Origin of the sequence: Streptomyces sp. RK9 (genome assembly GCF_045070545.1) — a bacterium.
Classification (GTDB): Bacteria; Actinomycetota; Actinomycetes; order Streptomycetales; family Streptomycetaceae; genus Streptomyces; species Streptomyces alboflavus.
In genome coordinates this window covers 3,396,017-3,413,622 of the sequence record NZ_CP173703.1, presented here as the reverse complement: position 1 = coordinate 3,413,622, position 17,606 = coordinate 3,396,017, and the positions used below count along the sequence as shown (strand labels likewise).

Genomic DNA, 17,606 nt, shown 5'->3' with positions numbered 1-17,606 from the left:
AGCCGGGAATCACCCGGCCCGCGCCGCCGTTGGCGTAGTGAGACCGACGACGCCCAGGAGGCCCGACATGCACGGCGACCCCGCCACCGTCCGCAAGATCCTCACCGGACTCGGTGACACCTGGGCCGTCGTCGGCCTGTCGAACAACGAGCGGCGTGCCGCGTACGGCGTCGCCGAGGTGCTCCAGCGGTACGGCAAGCGCGTCGTGCCGGTCCACCCCAAGGCGGAGACGGTGCACGGCGAGAAGGGGTACGCCTCGCTCGCCGAGATCCCCTTCGACGTCGATGTCGTGGACGTGTTCGTGAACAGCGACCTCGCGGGCGCCGTCGCCGACGAGGCCGTCGCCATCGGCGCGAAGGCCGTGTGGTTCCAGCTCGACGTCATCGACGAGGCGGCCTACGCACGCACGCGCGCCGCGGGCCTCGACATGGTCATGGACCGGTGCCCCGCCATCGAGATACCGCGGCTCGGGGCGTCGGCGTAGCTCCTGCGCACGTCCTGAGCGGATGAGTGGGAGCACTCAGGGCGTCTGAGTACCTGTTCGGTTCCCCGGACCCCCGGTCGCGCCTTGACTGGGGTCATGAACACCGAAAGCTCCGGCGTCGCCGCCGCGCGATCCGACGCCGGCGACCGGGCCGCCCGCGTCACGGCCCTGGTCGCCCTCGTGCTCCTCGTCCCGACCGCCATCGGCTCCCTCGTCCTGGCCCTGGCCTCCGAACGTGCCTCGGGGTGCGTGACGTACGGCGTCGACTGCGCGCAGGTGTCCCCGGCGCTTGTGGTGGCGGCCTTCCTCGTCTCGGCGGTGTCCGGCGTCCTCGCCGCCGCGTGGCCGCACCGCCGGGCGCCGTTCGAGGGCTGGCGGGGGCTGCTGATCACGGTGCAGATCAGCGCGCAGGTCACCCTGGCGGCACTGCTCCTCAGCTACGCCTGAGTCCGGGCGAACTGCCGTGCGCCCGACGTCAGAACGGCCGCTCGGGCCAGTCCAGGAGTCGGGCTCCGATCACCGCCGTCTGGAGCGTGTAGCGGTGCAGCGGATCGGCCGGGTTGGTGCCGGTGAGGCGGTGGATACGGTCCAGGCGGTACGTCAGGGCGCGCACGCTGAGGTTCAGGCGGCGGGCCGCCTGGGCCGCGACACAGCCGGTGTCGAAGTAGGCCGACAGGGTCTCGATGAGGGGTTCGGCGCCGCCCCTGGTGCCGCGCAGCGGGCCGAGGGTGTTCAGGACCAGGTCGGCCATGGCCTGCCGGTCCCGGGTCAGGACCGGGTAGACGAGGAGGTCGGCGGCGCGCAGGACGGGCGTGGCCAGGCCCAGGCGCGCGGCCAGGTCCAGGGCGCCCAGCGCCTCCTCGTACGACTGGACGACGCCGCCCGGTCCCGGCTGCGGGCGGCCGATGGCGACGCGACCGCCCTCGGTGGCGGTGTGCGCCTGCGCGGCGAAGAAGTCGAGTACGTCGTCCTGGTCGCCGGGGGCCACGCACACCAGGCGGCCGTCCTTGGTGGTGACCAGGACGCTGCGGTCCCCGAAGCGGCCCGCGAGCGCCTGCTCGACGGCGCGTGGCGCCCGGTCGCCCTCCTCGTAGGCGCCCTCGCCCTGCGCGACGGCCACGGCGTGGGCGAAGGAAAGGCGTAAGCCGAAGCGTTCGGCGCGCTCGGCGAGCAGGCCGAGGTCGCTGCGGCCGTGCAGCAGGTCGTCGATGAACTCGCGGCGCGCGGTCTCCTCCTGACGGATCGCCAGGCGCTGGGCACGTTCGTACCCCTCCGCGAAGGCGTCGACGGCCTGCTCCACGGCGGCGAGCAGGGACTCGGCGGACACCGGCGCGGCGGGGCCCGTGCCGTACGCCCGCGTCGCCGCGAGGTGCGCGCCGACCAGGGCACGCAGCCCGAACCCGGCGTCGGCCGCCAGCTCGCCGAGGGCGCGCCGCGACTCCAGCTCCTCGCGGGTCAGACCGCGGCCGGCCGCGGAGGCGTCGGCGAGTATCCGGGCATAGCCGTCCAGGTAGTCACCCGGTATGTCATGGCTCCCCATCAGCAACCCCCGTGCCCCGATCCGTTCCTGACGCCTTTTTAACGCATGTTCTTCACGCATGGCGGGTGGAGGGAGCGGGTTGGGGCTGGGGTTGGGTGGGCGTCGGAGTGTCGGCGAGGGTGGGAGGCCGGTGAGTGTCGACTCGGGCTCGGGTGCGGTCGAGCCCTGGCGCGGCGCGGCCGACCACGCCGCCTCCGGGGACACTCGGCCCCACCTGTTCGGCCAACGGCCGCCGGGGGCCGGGCGGGGCCGGGCGTCACGCGCAGTCGGCGTGCGGCCACGGGTCGTCCGCGGGGCCGGTGTCGGCGGGTGGGGCCTCGGCCGCGCGGACGGGGCGGGGGCGGCCCGGGGCGAGCGCCACCGCGCAGGGCACCGCCCAGAAGAACGCGCCGGTGGCGTCGTACGCGTGCAGCAGGGCGCTGCCGCCGACCGCCAGCGGCTCCCCCGGCGCGGACGGGTCCTGCCGGATCTCGACGACGGCCACGGTCCCGTCCGGTGCGGCCACTTCGGCCCGGCCGGACTCCCGGTCGACCCAGCCGGTGCGGACCGTGCACACGGAGCCGACGAGGTTTTGGGGCGACGGGTCGGCGCCGCTCGGGCCGCGCGCCGGCGCGCGGACGAGGGCACGCGTCGCTCCGTACGCGACGAGCGCGGCCACCGCGAGCAGCCCGAGGTCCCCCGCCGCGTGCGCGAGCCCCGTCCAGCCGGTCCGCGCGAGCGCGACGGAGCCCGCAAGGGTCACCAGCCAGCCCGTGCCCACGAGCAGCGACACGGCCACGGCCACCGGCACGCCGCCGAGCCCGACGGCGCCCAGGTCGGCGTCCTCGTCGAAGCTGTCGGCCCGGCCCAGGCCCACCGCGACGAGCAGCCAGAAGCACACCACCACCGCCATCGCGGAGGTGAAGGCCACTCCTGGGAACCCCACCGCCGCGTCGATCAACTCCCCCATGCCCCCGCCCCCTTGACCGGTCACGCACGGGAGCCGCACGCACCCGGGTGCCGGATCTCGTTTCCGTGATCCGGCACCCGGGCCCTCGCCCCCCGTCCCTGCGCTCCCATCCTGACGCGACCCGCCCCTTCGGCGCACTGCCATTTTCCGGCAATCTTTATGCGTTCTTAATGCCGCACCGGCGCGCGGCCGTCGGGCGGATGCCGACGGGGCAGGTGGGACGGGTGGGTCAGGGGCGGTTGCCGAGGGGCGGGGAGCGCGCGCAGTGGGCCGGGGGCGCGCGAAGAAGGTGGTGGGCGCGGGTGGCACGGGATGCCCCGAGTGGGGGGTTGGCGCCCCTGACGTGCGGGGGCGCAGAGCCGGGGCATCCCGTGCCGGTCTCGTACCGCGCGCCGCGCGCGGGCCTGCACGGCCTGCGGCGTCGCCGGAAGGCGGAACGTGCCGTGGACGCGGAAATCGCCGTCAGGCAGACTGCCGCTTCCGGCACGCGACTTCGGCGTTCATGACAACCGCATCCATGGCAGGCATGACCGTACCGGGGTCCGCGCCGAAGAGAGCGTCGGAGTTCCGCCAGTGTCGGCATTCCGACGCGCAGACGAGGGAAGACGGTGGCATGGACGCGACGCCGGAGCAGACCCCGCCACCCCCGCACGCCCCGGTCCTCGCCGGGCTCGGCGTCGGCCCCGGCGACGAGCGTGTGTACCGCGCGCTCCTCGCGGCCCCCGGCTCGACGCTCGGCGCGCTCGCCCGGGCCACGGGCCTCACCGAGGAGTCGGTGCGCGGGCACGTGCGCTCGCTGGCCGGCCTGGGGCTCCTGACGGGCGCCGCGGACGGCACGGAGCGGCTCACCCCGGCCCCTCCCGACGTGGCGCTCGAGGTCCTCGCGCTGCGCCGCCAGGAGGAGATCGCGCACGCCCGCCTCGCCGCGGCCGGGCTCGCCGAGGAGTTCCGGGCCGGGCGGCTGCGCGGCGAGGGCTCGCCGGTGCTGATCCTGCGCGGGCGCGAGGCCATCGCCCAGCAGTTCTTCCAGACCCAGCAGATGGCCAAGAGCGAGATGCTGATCCTGGACAAACCGCCCTACGTGGTGGAGCCGTTGCGGCGTCAGGACACCGTGCAGCGCGAGCGCCTCGACAAGGGCCTGCGCTATCGCGCGATCTACGACCAGGCGGGCCTCGACGGCCCCGGCCGCGTCGAGGCCACCCGGGATCTCGCCGAGCGCGGCGAGGAGAGCCGGGTCCTCGCGGACGTACCGCTGAAGCTGGTGGTCGCCGACCGCAAGGTGGCGCTCGTGCCGTTCGTGCTGCCCAGCGAGGAGGAGATCCTGGTCCTCCAGCAGTCCGCCCTGCTCGAAGGCCTCATCGCCCTCTTCGAACTCCTCTGGCAGCGCGCCACGCCCCTGTGGCCCGCGGCCCCGGCCGCCCACGCCGGGCTCTCCCCCGACGACGAACTGCTGCTCGCCCATCTGCGCGCCGGGCTCACCGACAGCGCCATCGCCCGCAGGCTCGGCGTGGCCCAGCGCACGGTGGAGCGCCGGATGAGCCGGATCATGGCGGTGCTCGGGGTGCGGACGCGGTTCCAGGCGGGGGTCCGTACGACGGCGCTGTACGGCCACGGCGACGACGGCCGTCCCGGGCAGGGTCTTACGGAACGGTGACACGGGGCCGCGGCGCGGTCCGTGCGGGCCGTCCGCTGCCTAGCGTGGGCGGCATGCGGGTACTGGTCACCGGCGGAGCCGGGTTCATCGGAACACACGTCGTCGACGCGCTCCTCGCGCGCGGGCACGAAGTCGTCTCCTACGACGCGGTCCTCGCGTCGGCGCACGGCGGACCGCCGCGCGCGGCCCGGCCCGGGGAACGGCTCGTCGTCGGCGACGTGCGCGACCCCGACGGCGTGGAGTCGGCGCTGGCCGGTGTCGACGCGGTGTGCCACCAGGCGGCCATGGTGGGGCTCGGCAAGGACTTCGCGGACGCGCCCGCGTACGTCGGGTGCAACGACCTGGGCACGGCGGTGCTGCTCGCCGCGATGGCGCGGGCAGGACTGCGGGACCTGGTGCTCGCCGGGTCGATGGTCGTCTACGGAGAGGGGCGGTACGTGTGCGCACGGCACGGCGTGGTGCGGCCGGGGCCGCGCGCCGAGAAGGACCTGGCGGCCGGGCGGTTCGAGCCGCTCTGCCCGTCCTGCGGCGCCGAGTTGGCGCCCGGACTGGTGGCCGAGGACGCGCCCGTCGACCCGCGCAACGTGTACGCCACGACGAAGCTGGCCCAGGAGCATCTGAGCGCGGCGTGGGCCCGCTCGACCGACGGCCGCGCGGTGTCGCTGCGCTACCACAACGTGTACGGCCCCGGCATGCCCCGCGACACCCCCTACGCCGGGGTGGCCGCCCTGTTCCGCTCCGCGCTCGCCCGCGGTGAGGCGCCCCGCGTCTTCGAGGACGGCGGCCAGCGGCGGGACTTCGTGCACGTACGGGACGTGGCGGTGGCCGCGGCGACGGCCCTGGAGTCCGTACGGGACACGTCGGCAGCCGGCACGTTCACGGCCTACAACACGGGCAGCGGCGACCCGCACACCGTCGGCGAGATGGCCCGCGCCCTCGCCGACGCCCACGGCGGACCCGCGCCCGTGGTCAGCGGGGAGTACCGGCTCGGCGACGTACGCCATGTGACGGCGGACCCGGCACGGCTGCGGGCGGCGCTCGGGTGGCGTCCGGAGGTCGGCTTCGCGGAGGGGATGCGGGAGTTCGCGGGGGCGGGGTTGCGGTGAGGGCGCCTGCGCGGAGCCCGCGGTGAGGGCGGCCGGGGCGGCGGCCCTCTCAGCGGCCCGGGGCCCGTCGGCGGGTCGCCCGTGCCCACGGCCCGGCCGAAGGCGACGGGCCCGCCCGCTCTACGCCGGTCCCGCCTGGGGCAGGACCACCTCGAACCGGCAGCCTCCGGAGACGTTGCGTACCGCCGCGCGGCCCTCGTGCGCCTCCACGATGCCGCGGACGATGGCGAGGCCGAGGCCCGCGCCCGCCGGGGGCGTACGGGCGTGGGTGCCGCGCCAGCCCGTGTCGAAGACCCGGCCCAGATCCTCCTCGGGGATGCCGCCGCAGCCGTCCGTCACCGACAGGACGACGCCGGCGTCCGAGCACTCCGCCGCCACGGCGACCGTGCCGTCGGCCGGGGTCCGCCGGATCGCGTTGACCAGCAGGTTCCCCAGGACCCTGCTCATCTCCTTGCTGTCGACCTCGATCGGCACCGCGTCGATGCGGCGCCCCACGAGCCGTACACCGTGCTCCCGCGCCAGCGGGTCCGCCCCGGCGAGCGCGTCGCCCACGAGGTCGTACACGGAGATCCGCGACGGCGAGAGGGCGAGGGCGCCCGCGTGGATGCGGGAGAGCTCGAAGAGGTCGCCGACCATGCCGTTCAGGCGCTCCACCTCCGTGCGGATCTGCCGCAGATAGCGGTCGGGGTCCGCCGCCACGCCGTCCTCCAGCGCCTCCGCCATGGCCCGCAGTCCGGCGAGCGGCGTCCGCAGGTCGTGCGAGATCCAGGCGACCAGCTCACGGCGGGAGCTCTCCAGGGCCCGCTCGCGCTCCCTGGACTCGGCGAGGCGCGCGCTGGTCGACTCCAGCTCCCGGGTGAGGGCCGCGAGTTCGGCGGTCGCGGGCTCGTCGGGCGCGGCGAAGCTGCCGCCCGTGCCGAAGGAACGGGCGGCGAGCGTCAGCGCCTTGCTGCGGGCCACCACCCACCGGCCGAGCAGCAGCGCGGTGGCCAGCGACACCACGGCGGCCATGGCGACGACCACGGTGACGACCGTCAGGTCGTGCGGGGACAGGAACATCTGCCACGCCACGGTCAGCGTCCCGGCGAGCATCGCGGTCACGGCGACCGCGACGACGACGGTCAGCGACACGACCAGGGAACGGTGCCGCAGCAGGCGCAGGACGAGGGCGCCGAGCAGCCCGGCGACGACGGCGCCGAGGAAGGCGTAGAGGGCGATGAGGAGGATGTCGGTCATGGGTGGGGGTGGCTCCCGCCGGGGTGGGGGTGGCTGCCGCCGGACTGGCTCCCGGCGGGCTGGGGGTGCCTCGCGTCGAGGTGGGGGTGCGGGGCCGCGACCAGGCCCGCCCCGTCGACCAGACCCACGCCGTCGGCCAGGCCCACGTCATCGGCCAGGCCCACGTCATCGGCCAGGCCCGCCCCACCGCGCGGATCCGCCCCGTCGAGGCGGTACCCGACCCCCCACACCGTCTGGATCAGCCGCGGCGCCGCCGGATCGTCCTCCACCTTCCCGCGCAGCCTGCGCACGTGGACCGTCACCGTGGACAGGTCGCCGAAGTCCCAGCCCCAGACCTCGCGCATCAGCTCCTCCCGGCCGAAGGCCCGTCCGGGGTGGCGCAGGAAGAACGCGAGGAGGTCGAACTCTCTTACCGTCAGGGCGAGTTCGGTGCCGTTCTTGGTGGCGCGGCGGGCCTCGGGGTCGAGGCCGATGCCCGCCGCGCGCAGCAACGAGCCGCCGGGGCGCGGGCGGGGTTGCGCGGACGCCTGGCTGCGGCGCAGCACCGACTCCACCCGGAGCACCAGTTCGCGCGGGCTGAACGGCTTGGTGACGTAGTCGTCGGCCCCGACCTCCAGGCCCAGGATCCGGTCGTCCTCGTCGCCCCGCGCCGTCAGCATGATCACGGGCACGGGCCCCCGCGCCCGGAGCCTGCGGCAGACCTCCAGGCCGTCCATGCCGGGCAGCATCAGGTCGAGCACGACGAGGTCGGGGCGGCGGGCGGCGGCGCGTTCGAGGGCGGCCGGGCCGTCCTCCGCCTGCTCCACCTCGAACCCGGCGCGCTCCAGATAGCCGGTGACGACCTCGGCGACGGTGCGGTCGTCGTCCACGACGAGGACGCGGGCGCCGGGGCGTGCGGGCTCGTGGGCGTCGGGCCCCGAGGGTGGTGTGTCCATGCGACAAGCCTCGCACCACGTGCCCGCGCGCGAGGACGGGGAGCCGCCGCGGCCTGCGGTTGTCCTCGTTTCGTAAGGAGTGGGCGGCCGACGGTGCGCAGGGGTGTCCACCGCCACCGAGGGCCCGGCGGCGCCCCGGTCCACGGGGATGCGGCGTCCGTGTTTCGTAAGGAACAGGCGCCCGTTTTGCCCGTTTTCGCTTCGTAGGGTGAATGCCGTGAACCACTCCTCCCCCGACGCCCACGGCCCGCACACCGCCCTCGGCGCCTCCGCGCCCCCGGACGGCCTCACGTCACCGGCCCCCACGCCCCCGGACCCGGCCGCGGCGCCCCCGCCCGCCACGGCCGACCTCGTCCTGCCCTGCCTCGACGAGGCTGCCGCGCTGCCGTGGGTGCTCGCGCACGTCCCGGCGGGGTGGCGCGCGATCGTCGTGGACAACGGTTCCACGGACGGCTCCGCGGAGTTGGCGCGCTCGCTCGGGGCGACCGTCGTGCACGAGCCGACGCGCGGTTTCGGCGCCGCCTGCCACGCGGGGCTCACCGCGGCGGACGCGGACGTGGTCTGCTTCTGCGACTGCGACGGGTCCCTGGATCCGCGCGACCTCGAACCGTTCGTACGCGACGTGGCCGCGGGCCGCGCCGATCTCGTCCTGGGCCGTCGGCGCCCCCGGACGCGCGGCGCCTGGCCCGCCCACGCACGCGCGGGCAACCTCGCCCTCGCCCGGATGCTGCGCCGCCGCACCGGCCTGCGCCTGCACGACCTGGGCCCGCTGCGGGCGGCCCGCCGCACGGACCTGCTCGACCTGGCCCTGACGGACCGGCGCAGCGGCTATCCGCTGCAGATGGTGGTGCGGGCCGCCGACACGGGCTGGCGGGTCGAGGAGCGGGACGTGCCCTACCTGCCGCGCACCGGCAGGTCGAAGGTCACCGGTACGTGGCGTGGCACGTGGCAGGCGGTACGGGACATGCGCGCCGTCCTCGCGGAACCTCCGGGCACGGGGGCGCGGCCGACGCGGGAGGGCTCGACACGATGACCCCCGGCCTCACCCTCCTGATCATCGCCAAGGCCCCCGTCCCCGGTCGGGTGAAGACCCGGCTCACCCCGCCCTACTCGCCCGAAGAGGCCGCCCGGCTCGCCGAGGCCGCGCTCGTCGACACCCTGCACGTCGTGCTCGACGTGCCCGCGCGGCGGCGGGTGCTCGTGCTCGACGGGGTGCCCGGGCACTGGCTCCCGGACGGGTTCGAGGTGGTGCCGCAACGTGCGGGCGGGTTGGACGAGCGGCTCGCCGGGGCGTTCGGGGTCTGCGCGGGGCCCGCGCTGCTCGTCGGCATGGACACCCCGCAGGTCTCCCCCGCGCTGCTCGCGCCCGTGCTCGCGGGGGACGCCTGGCGGGCCGCCGACGCCTGGTTCGGCCCGGCGGCGGACGGCGGGTTCTGGGCGCTCGGCCTGGCCGCGCCCGATCCAGCGTTGCTGCGGGGCGTGCCGATGTCCACGCCGACGACGGGCGCCGTCCAGCGTGCCCGTCTCACGGCCGCGGGCCTGCGCGTGCGCGACCTGCCGGTGCTGCGGGACGTCGACACGGCGGCCGACGCGGCGGCGGTCGCGGCAGCCGCGCCGGACACCCGGTTCGCGGGGGAACTCGCCCGCCTGGCCGGGGCCGGGCGCCGATGAGCACGGTCGTGCCGCCCCCGGACGCGGTCCCCTCGTGGTGCGCGGGTCCGTACGCCGACGCGCTGCGCGCCGGGCGCGGCCCGCTGTTCCTGCGCCGTACGGACGGCTGGCTGCTGCCGCTGGACGTGGAGCGCTGGTGCGCGGAGCCGGACCCGGCCGACCTGTCGGCGCTGCGCCGCTGCGCGGGGCCCGTCCTCGACATCGGCTGCGGCCCCGGCCGCCTGGTGGCCGCGCTCGCCGCGCTCGGCCGGCGCGCGCTCGGCATCGACGTGAGCGAGGCGGCGGTCCTGCACACGCTGGCCCTCGGCGGGACGGCCCTGCGCCGGTCGGTGTTCGAGACGCTGCCGGGCGAGGGGCGTTGGGGCACCGCGCTGCTCATGGACGGCAACATCGGCATCGGGGGCGACCCCGCCGCGCTGCTCGCGCGGGTGGCCGAACTCCTCTCGCCGCGCGGCCTCTTGATCGCCGAGACGGCGTCCGTCGACATCGACGAGCGGGTGCGCGTCCACCTCGACGACGGCCGGGGGCGGTCCGATCCCGGCGAGGTCTTCCCGTGGGCGAGGATCGGCACGCCCGCGCTGCTCGGCCACGCCCGCGCGGCGGGCTGGCAGGTCGCCGATCAGTGGTCGGCGGACGGCCGCCGCTTCGTGGCGCTGCGCCGCCGGGGCCCGCGTGAGGGGGCCGAAGGGCGCGCGGCGCGGGCCGTACCGGACGCGCGGAGGACGCGCACCGCGCACCGCCCCACCACGCGCAACCCCACCTCACGCACCCCGACCGCGCCCGCCCCCGCCTCACACAACCGCGCCGCGAAACCCGGCCCCACCCCGCCTCACCCCCGCCCCGTGCCCGCCTCCCGCCCCGACCGCGCCGCCGACCTCGACGTCGACCACGCGCGCAGCACGCACCACAGTGCCGACCCCGCGAACAGCGCCGCCGTCACGAGCAGCCAGCGCGTCAGGAACACGTCGGCGGGCAGTGTCGTCGACCGTTCGTAGCGCGGGACCTGACGGGTGATCAGCGGGTACCAGACCAGGAGGAGAAGGAGCGAGAGCGCCGCCGGGACACGGACGTACATCGTCCGCTCCCGGCGCCCGCCACCGCGCCCACCGTGGCCCCCACCGGCACGCCCACCGACCAACGCCGTCACCGCCCGGTCCGCTGCCCCGTACACCGGCACCAGGACCAGATCGTGCAGCAGCGCCGCCCCCACGAACCACACCGCGACCATGACCCAGTCGTCGGCGAGCAGCCGCACGCCCGCGTAGAGCGCGAGCGCGAACGAGGCGAGCAGCAGCAGGAAGTGGAGCGGACCCTCCCCGTACCAGCGCCGCACGAGGGTGGTCACGTGCTTCAGCGGGGCGGTCAACTGCCTGGTCGAGGCGGGCACATGCTTCATCACAGTTCTCCGAAAGTCAGCCGGGACACCCATTTCGTGTTCAGTACGCCGGGCGCGGCGGGCACGATGACGCGGGCCGGGTAGCCGTGGTCCGGCGTCAGGTCGGCGCCGTTGACGCGCAGCGCGAGCAGGGAGCGGGGGTCGCGGACCTGGTTGTCGCGCAGGGCCGCCTTGCGGAAGGAGCCCCGGAGCTGGAGGGATTCGACGAGTACGGCGGGTGCGTCGGCGGCGGTCCCGTCGTATCCGGCGAGCTCGGCGAGGTCCCGCAGCCGTACGCCGCTCCACGCCTGGTCGGACGTCGACCAGCCCTCGACGCAGGCGATGGGCAGGTCGGCGGTGTGCTGGGCGAGGCCGAGCAGGTCGGCGCGGGTCAGGCGCAGGGTGCGGCCGGGGCCCGCGACGACGAGCCGCCAGGACTCGCCGGTGCGGTCCGGGCCGACGCCCACGGACCGGGCGGTCTTGTTGACCTGGAAGGCGCCGGGCCCGCGGCCGGGTTCGGCGCCGCCGTGCGGGGCGAACAGGGCGGTGGCGCGGGGCCACCCGTCGAAGCTCTGCCCCGCCGTCGTGGCGAACAGGAGCAGCGAGCCGCCGCCGACGAGGCCGAGCGCACCGCGCCGGGACACGGTGGGCTCGGCGGGCCGGGGCGCGGCGAGGCTGTCCGCGTCGGCGGGACCGGCCTCGCCGGCGGGGCCGACCTCATCGGCGGGACCGGCCTCGCCGGCGGCACCACGCCCCGAACCGCCGTCCGGCCCACGCCCCGCCGAGCTGCGCAGCCCCTCGCGCAGCCCGCCCGCCCGCAGCACCCGCACCGTCTGCGGCAGCTTCAGCGCCGCGTGCGCGACGAAGGCGGCGAAGAACACCCACGCGCCGTAGAAGTGCAGCGGGTAGAAGGACCCGGGGAAGACGTACTCCAGCTGGACGTTGAGGACGCCGGTCGCGAACACGAAGAGCCCGCCGCCCACGAGCAGGAGCAGCGAGAGCCGTTCCAGGGCGTGGCCGAGGGACCGCGCGGGCGCCAACGCGAACAGCTTCGGGAGCACCGACCACAGCTTGGCGAGGAGCACCGGGATCAGGGTGATCCCGACGGTGACGTGCAGGCCCTGGGTGAGCCGGTACAGCCAGTGCGGGTCGGTGGGCCAGGCGAACAGGTAGAGGCCGAGCAGCCCCTTGTCGGGGGTCTTGTCGTTGACCGGCGCGAGGCCGGGGTTGTACGCGGCGTACGACAGCAGGCCGGTGACGAACAGGAGGGTCACTCCGAACAGGAGCACCGTGCCGAGCACGGCGGTGAACCACGTCCCGCGCACCGGGCTGCGCCAGAAGCCGGGCGCCGACGGCGCGTGCTCCTTGAGCCTCTCCGGCGCCTCGTGGACCAGGGTCCGAAGCCGGGTCCTGCGGGATGGTGGAGGTGCGTCGCGCATGCTGCGTCCTCGGCGGTCAACGCGACGTGGGTCCGTCGCCCTGTCCCGACCGTAAGCCGCGTGACCTGCGGTGAGGCGTGAGCGACAGATGACGAAACGCTGACGGGGCGCCTCGCGGCCTCAAGATCTGACGGTTCGGTGACGCGGCCCCGCACACCCGCTGTCCGCCGCCTCCGGCGACCTACCGTGCCAAGGGTGAACCACCCCGAACCACGCCCGCCCCACCCGCCCCGGACCGACCCGCTCCGGACCGCCCAACGCCGGTCCGGCCCCCGTCGTGACCTCCTCGCCACCACCCTCGCCGCCCTCCTCGTCACCGCGGCCGTCCTCATCGGCCGCCACCTGGAGGACCACGACGGCAGTCTGCACGTCAACTGGCCACCGTTGTACGCGAAAGGGGACCCGCACCTGGGCCCGGGCACCCCGGCCGCCCTCGCCGTGGCCGCGGCCGTCGTCCTGCACGGCCCCGCGCTCGCCGCGCGCCTGCCCTGGCGGGCGCTCCTCGCCGCCGCGTGGGCGGGCTCCACCGCGTGGATCTGGTCCCTCGCCCTGGTCGACGGCTGGCACCGCGGCGTCGCGGAGCGCCTCACCACGAAGTACGAGTACTTGCGGGTGATCGACCGGTTCGACGACATCCCGGCGACGCTGCGGGACTTCACGCACCACATCGTGCAGGTGCCCGGCGAGTACCACTGGCCCGCGCACACCGCGGGCCATCCCCCGGCCGCGCCGCTGACGTTCGTCCTCCTGGACCGGATCGGTCTGGGCGGCGGTGGCTGGGCGGGCGCGTTCGTCATCACGGCGGGCGGCACGGCGGTCCTCGCGGTGCTCCTCACCGTGCGGGCGCTGGCGGACGAGGCGACGGCCCGCCGCGCGGCGCCGTTCCTGGTGCTCGCGCCCGCCGCCGTGTGGACGGGGGCGTCGGCGGACGGGTACTTCGCCGCGGTCACGGCGTGGATGACGGCGCTGCTCGCGCTGGCGGCGACGCGCACGACCCGCCACCCCGCACTCGCCGCGACCGGCGCCGGCCTGCTGTTCGGCCTGACGTGCTACCTGTCGTACGGCCTGACGCTCTTCGCATTGGTCGCCGCGGGTGTCGTGGTCATCGCCCGGACACCGCGCCCGCTGCCGTACTTCGTGGCGGGCGCGGCGGTGGCGCCGCTGGTGTTCACGGCGTTCGGCTTCGACTGGTGGGAGGCGTACCGCCTGTTGGTGGACCGCTACTACCAGGGGGCGGCGGGCGTGCGGCCGTACTGGTACTGGGTGTGGGCCAATCCGGCGTGCACGGTGTTCGTCGTCGGGCTCGCGACGGTGGCGGGGCTGCGGCGGACGCTCACTGCGGCGCCGGGCGCGGTACGCCGCTGGCACACCCGGGACACCACGGCGACGGACCGGCTCGTGGGCCTGGTCCTCGTGGCCCTCCTCGCGGTCGCCGCCGCGGACCTGTCCGGCATGAGCAAGGCGGAGACGGAACGCATCTGGCTGCCGTTCGCGCTGTTCCTGCTGCCCGCGGCGGCGCTCCTGCCGCGCCCGTCCGCGCGGGCGTGGCTGACGGCTCAGGCGGCGCTCGCCCTCGCCGTCAACCACCTCCTGTTCACGGGCTGGTGAGCCCGGCCGGGCTCAGACGCGGTCGGTGATCCGCTCCAGCGGCACGAACTTGAAGTTCTGGTTGCCGCTGGAGCCGGGCGCGCCGTTGGAGCCGTCCTGGCAGATGAACACGCCCTTGGGGAAGGCGGACCCGAGGGCCGTGGCGGTCGCGTCGATGCCGTCGGTGTCCTCGCAGTCGTCGGCGGCGGTGCCGGACGCGACGCCGAAGCGGCCGAGGTAGGCGCCGCTGCGCCGGTCGTACACGGTGAAGTCGTCGCTGCCCTGCGAGGAGACGAACAGGCGGTTCCCGGCGGCGGCGATGCCCTCGGTGTCGGCGGTCAGGTGGCCGCCGGAGCCGGTGGAGTCGAGCTTGGTGCGGGCGGTCCCGGCGCCCGGCTCGGCGCCGTACACCCACACGCCGACGTCCTCCTCGCCGAGGTAGAGCTTGCCGTTGCTCTCGTCCGCGTAGCAGCCCTCGACAGCGGACCCGGCGTCGAAGAGCCGCACGGAGGTCGCCGTCACCGAGTCGCCGCTGACGGCGAGTTCCCACTGCTCGACGCGGCCCGAGGTGGAGTTCGGGTAGGCGTAGAGCTTCCCGGACTGCGGAGACCGGTACAGGCAGACGCCGTGCGCGGTGACCTCGGTCGGGACGTCCTTGAGGTGCTTGAGGCGCCGTGTGGCCGGGTCGATCCGGTACACGTGCAGCGCGCCGTCGCCGCCCGCCGCCTCGTCGTCCGCGGACACGACGACATCGCCGCGTACGTCGACGTTGTTGCCGTGGTCCCCGTCGATCCGCTGGACGCGCGCGCCCTTGAGGTCGTACACCTCGAGCGCGCCCTTCTTGTCCGTGCCCACCACGACGGACTTCGCCGGGTCGTCCGGGTGCACCCAGATCGCCGGGTCGTCGGCGGCGTCCCCGCTGTGCGACACCGGCGCGGTCTCCACGGTCGCGGTCACGTCGAAGTCCACGGCAGCCTGCGCGGGCAGCGCGGTCTGGAGGACGAGCGCGGCGGCGCCGGCGGAGAGCAGGGAGGTACGGAGCTTTCGGGTGACGGGCACCGGTGGTCCTCTTTCACTGGGGGGTGGGCGAGCGGGACGAGCGTGCCAGCGGTGCGCGAGCGCCCCGTGAACACGAGTTGAACGTACGCGGTCACACACCGTGGTCACGAGAGGGCGAACCGGCCGTGCTCCCCCGCCGCCGCGGCGTCGGCGGCTTCCCCCGCGCACACCGCCGCCCACGCCTGCGCCGCCAGCATCTTCCGGTCGTGCCCGTGCAGCGGCCCGTGCGCGGTGACCCGCACCGTGAGCCCCCGCGCGACCGCCACCCGCCGCAGCGACCCCCCGAACCCCTCGTCCGCCAGGAACGCCGCCGCCGTACTGGCCGCGCCGCCCTGCCGGTACGCCACCGTCACCGGCCGCACCGGCACCCCCGCGTCCACCGCCGCCTGGAACGCGGCCCGCCTGAACCTCCCGGAGCCGACCGAGCACCACGTGGTGGCCTGCGGGAACACCAGGACCGACCGACCGGACGCCAGCGTCTTGGCCAACTCGCCGACCATGAGCGGCAGTTCCCGCCGACCGCCCTCGCGGTCGATGAACTGCGTGCCCATGCGGCGGGCGAGCGTGCCGACCACGGGCCAGCGGCCGATCTCCTTCTTGGCCACGAAGGACACCGGCTCGACCGCGAGCAGCGCGACGACGTCCAGCCACGAGATGTGGTTGGCGACGATCAGCGTGCCGGTGTCGGTGCCCGGCACGCTCAGCGGCGCGAGGGCCGCCTCCAGGTCGACGCCGAGGGCCCGCAGGACCCGCCGTGCCTGCACGCGCGGCGCCGCGTCCCCCGCGAGGCGTTCGCCCATGAGCAGGCTGCGCCCGAGTTCCCGGGCGACGGCCGCGTACCGCAGCGCCTCCTCGGCGGGCCCGACCCGGGTCGCGGGCCGCACCGCGCAGGTCCGGGGACAGCCCGCGTCCACGGCCCAGGGGTTCACGCGCTCCTCCCCTGCGCGGCGTGGCCACGCTCGGCGTCGCCGAGGAAGAACCTGCGGTGCCGGTCGCTCAGGCGCTCGGTGTCGAGCAGCACGAAGAAGTCGGCGGAGTCGAACTCCGGGTCGTGCGCGGGTGCCCCGCACATCCAGGCACCCAGGCGCAGATAGCCGCGCAGGAGCGGCGGCAGGTCGGCGTAGCTCGGCCGGTGTCCGGCGCGCTCGCCGGGCGTCCACGGGCGGTGCGGGTGCACGCGCAGCTCGGGCGGCGAGACGTGCTTGGCGGTGCCGAGCAGCCAGGCGCTGGCGGCCGCGGTGCCGCCGTCGGCGAGCGGCACGGAGGCACAGCCCGCCAGGTAGCGGTGGCCGGAGAGCAGGACGTAGCGGGCGAGGGCCGACCACATCAGGTTGATCACGGCGCCGGAGCGGTGGTCGGGGTGCACGCAGGAGCGTCCGGCCTCGACGGTGGCGGAGCGCAGGGGCCGCAGCGCCGCGAGGTCGAACTCGCCGTCGGAGTAGGAGCGTTCCGTGCGTCCGGGCGGGATCAGGCGGTAGGTGCCGACGACGTCGCCGCTCGCGGTGTCGGTGATGATCAGGTGGTCCGCGAGCGCGTCGAAGGCGTCGATGTCGTGCCCGGGCACGGGGGTGTCGAGCGCGGCCCCCATCTCCTCGCCGAAGACCTGGAAGCGCAGCCGCTGGGCGGCCCGGATCTGGTCCTCGGAGTCGGCGATGGAGGGGACGTAGCGGGGGGCGTCGGGGGTGGCCGGGGCGCCGGGGGCGGGAGCGGCGGCCGGGGCGCCGGGCGCGGCCGGGGTCGCGGAGGCAGGGGTGAGGGGTGTCGCGGGCATGACACGTTCTCCGTTCGATGGGGACGGACGGGGAGTCCGCTGAAACCGACGGGCGGGAGTGACAGGAGCGGGGAGGCAGGAGAGGGGGAAGCGGGGCGACACGGGGAGCGAAGGGAGTGCGGCGATGCGGTGGTGCGGGTGAGCGTGCGGCCGACTGCGGGAAAGGCGCCTGTTCAGCACGGTGACCGCCCAGGCTGAACTGCGCACAAGGTTCGCGAGACCGATCGTGCCGACCCTCGTGAGCATCAGGTGAACGGCGGTGGTCGCGTCCCGGCCCGCGCTCCCGGGCACGGCCGCCGCGCCCCGGTCCGCGCCCCCGGGTACGGTCGTCGCACGCCCGGCGGCCGATCCGTCCGGCGCGGCCACGGGAGGGGCGTACCGCATGATGGGCAGCAAGCAGTTGAAGATCGGCCTGCGGGTCAGGGATCTCCAGGTCTCCGGCGACCTCTACGTGAAGCTCGGCTTCCGCGAGCTGCCGAACGACGAGCAGCCGCACCTGCGCTATCTCACCTTCGGCCACACCTGGCTGATCCTGACGGCCCGGGACGCGCACGGGTACTACGACGAGGAGCGCGGCGCGGCGGCCCGCAGGGGCCCGCTCGGCCTCGGCTTCACGCTGGCCGTGCCGACGCCCGACCTCGACGCGGCCCACGCCCTGTGGCGCGCCGAGGGCCTGCCGGTGCTCACGGAGCCCGAGGACACGGACTGGGCGCGGATCTTCGTGGGCCTGGACCCGGACGGCTACGAGGTGTCGTTCGAGCAGTTCCACGAGGAGTACCGCGGGACGAGGGGCTGAGGGC

At 75.6% G+C, this 17,606-nt stretch carries 17 protein-coding genes and 1 pseudogene; 9 read left to right on the top strand and 9 right to left on the bottom strand.

Annotated elements, in window-relative coordinates; genetic code table 11:
• The first annotated feature begins 67 nt into the window (after positions 1-67).
• Positions 68-484, top strand: a complete 417-nt coding sequence (locus AB6L24_RS14030) for a CoA-binding protein (protein WP_380858276.1) — start codon at positions 68-70, stop codon at positions 482-484.
• A 96-nt stretch (positions 485-580) separates the two neighbouring features.
• Entirely contained in the window at positions 581-931 is a 351-nt protein-coding gene (locus AB6L24_RS14025) for a hypothetical protein (RefSeq protein ID WP_405655440.1), read from the top strand.
• 28 nt (positions 932-959) lie between these two features.
• On the opposite strand, the gene AB6L24_RS14020 is transcribed toward AB6L24_RS14025, so the two are convergent.
• Positions 960-2,024, bottom strand: coding sequence for a PucR family transcriptional regulator (locus tag AB6L24_RS14020; RefSeq protein ID WP_405655438.1), 1,065 nt, complete (start codon positions 2,022-2,024; stop codon positions 960-962).
• Between the two features lie 256 nt (positions 2,025-2,280).
• Positions 2,281-2,973: a hypothetical protein gene (locus AB6L24_RS14015; protein WP_405655437.1), complete on the bottom strand. Its 693-nt coding sequence runs from the start codon at positions 2,971-2,973 to the stop codon at positions 2,281-2,283.
• Positions 2,974-3,586: 613 nt separating this feature from the next.
• Here AB6L24_RS14015 and AB6L24_RS14010 point away from each other — a divergent pair.
• Positions 3,587-4,627, top strand: a complete 1,041-nt coding sequence (locus AB6L24_RS14010; protein WP_405655435.1) for a LuxR C-terminal-related transcriptional regulator — start codon at positions 3,587-3,589, stop codon at positions 4,625-4,627.
• A 53-nt stretch (positions 4,628-4,680) separates the two neighbouring features.
• Positions 4,681-5,733, top strand: a complete 1,053-nt coding sequence (locus tag AB6L24_RS14005) for an NAD-dependent epimerase/dehydratase family protein (protein ID WP_405655433.1) — start codon at positions 4,681-4,683, stop codon at positions 5,731-5,733.
• Between the two features lie 120 nt (positions 5,734-5,853).
• On the opposite strand, the gene AB6L24_RS14000 is transcribed toward AB6L24_RS14005, so the two are convergent.
• Together AB6L24_RS14000 and AB6L24_RS13995 are read right to left on the bottom strand one after the other, a co-directional pair.
• Positions 5,854-6,969, bottom strand: coding sequence for a sensor histidine kinase (locus tag AB6L24_RS14000; protein ID WP_405655431.1), 1,116 nt, complete (start codon positions 6,967-6,969; stop codon positions 5,854-5,856).
• The gene (locus AB6L24_RS13995) at positions 6,966-7,904 is read right to left on the bottom strand and encodes a response regulator transcription factor (RefSeq protein ID WP_405655429.1); all 939 of its coding nucleotides are present in this window, start codon (positions 7,902-7,904) and stop codon (positions 6,966-6,968) included. Before AB6L24_RS13995 ends, AB6L24_RS14000 begins: the two co-directional genes overlap by 4 nt.
• A gap of 355 nt (positions 7,905-8,259) precedes the next feature.
• On the opposite strand from AB6L24_RS13995, the gene AB6L24_RS13990 reads away from it, so the two are divergent.
• From AB6L24_RS13990 to AB6L24_RS13980, 3 genes and pseudogenes are all read left to right on the top strand, one after another.
• Positions 8,260-8,937 carry a glycosyltransferase family 2 protein gene (locus tag AB6L24_RS13990; RefSeq protein ID WP_405657158.1) on the top strand — a complete coding sequence of 226 codons (678 nt, stop codon included), beginning with the start codon at positions 8,260-8,262 and terminating at the stop codon, positions 8,935-8,937.
• On the top strand, positions 8,934-9,575 hold the full coding sequence (locus AB6L24_RS13985; protein ID WP_405655428.1) for a DUF2064 domain-containing protein: 642 nt from the start codon (positions 8,934-8,936) through the stop codon (positions 9,573-9,575). Before AB6L24_RS13990 ends, AB6L24_RS13985 begins: the two co-directional genes overlap by 4 nt.
• Positions 9,572-10,279: pseudogene (locus tag AB6L24_RS13980) on the top strand (methyltransferase domain-containing protein); the annotation flags it as partial. The gene AB6L24_RS13985 and the pseudogene AB6L24_RS13980, both read left to right, overlap by 4 nt.
• A gap of 125 nt (positions 10,280-10,404) precedes the next feature.
• Here AB6L24_RS13980 and AB6L24_RS13975 read toward each other — a convergent pair.
• Positions 10,405-10,971 carry a hypothetical protein gene (locus AB6L24_RS13975; RefSeq protein WP_405655427.1) on the bottom strand — a complete coding sequence of 189 codons (567 nt, stop codon included), beginning with the start codon at positions 10,969-10,971 and terminating at the stop codon, positions 10,405-10,407.
• Entirely contained in the window at positions 10,971-12,389 is a 1,419-nt protein-coding gene (locus AB6L24_RS13970; RefSeq protein WP_405655425.1) for a molybdopterin-dependent oxidoreductase, read from the bottom strand. The genes AB6L24_RS13975 and AB6L24_RS13970 overlap by 1 nt, the downstream gene beginning before the upstream one ends.
• Positions 12,390-12,584: 195 nt before the next feature.
• On the opposite strand from AB6L24_RS13970, the gene AB6L24_RS13965 reads away from it, so the two are divergent.
• A complete protein-coding gene (locus AB6L24_RS13965) occupies positions 12,585-13,997 on the top strand; it encodes a hypothetical protein (RefSeq protein ID WP_405655423.1) in 1,413 nt (470 codons plus the stop codon).
• 12 nt (positions 13,998-14,009) lie between these two features.
• Here the strand turns inward: AB6L24_RS13965 and AB6L24_RS13960 are convergent, their stop codons facing one another.
• The 3 genes from AB6L24_RS13960 to AB6L24_RS13950 all read right to left on the bottom strand — a co-directional run bounded on the left by AB6L24_RS13960 (position 14,010) and on the right by AB6L24_RS13950 (position 16,806).
• On the bottom strand, positions 14,010-15,035 hold the full coding sequence (locus AB6L24_RS13960; RefSeq protein ID WP_405655422.1) for a phytase: 1,026 nt from the start codon (positions 15,033-15,035) through the stop codon (positions 14,010-14,012).
• A gap of 104 nt (positions 15,036-15,139) precedes the next feature.
• On the bottom strand, positions 15,140-15,964 hold the full coding sequence (locus AB6L24_RS13955) for a lysophospholipid acyltransferase family protein (protein ID WP_405655420.1): 825 nt from the start codon (positions 15,962-15,964) through the stop codon (positions 15,140-15,142).
• Positions 15,961-16,806: a GNAT family N-acetyltransferase gene (locus AB6L24_RS13950; protein WP_405655418.1), complete on the bottom strand. Its 846-nt coding sequence runs from the start codon at positions 16,804-16,806 to the stop codon at positions 15,961-15,963. The genes AB6L24_RS13955 and AB6L24_RS13950 overlap by 4 nt, the downstream gene beginning before the upstream one ends.
• A 259-nt stretch (positions 16,807-17,065) precedes the next feature.
• On the opposite strand from AB6L24_RS13950, the gene AB6L24_RS13945 reads away from it, so the two are divergent.
• A complete protein-coding gene (locus tag AB6L24_RS13945; protein ID WP_405655416.1) occupies positions 17,066-17,602 on the top strand; it encodes a VOC family protein in 537 nt (178 codons plus the stop codon).
• The last annotated feature ends 4 nt before the right edge of the window (positions 17,603-17,606 follow it).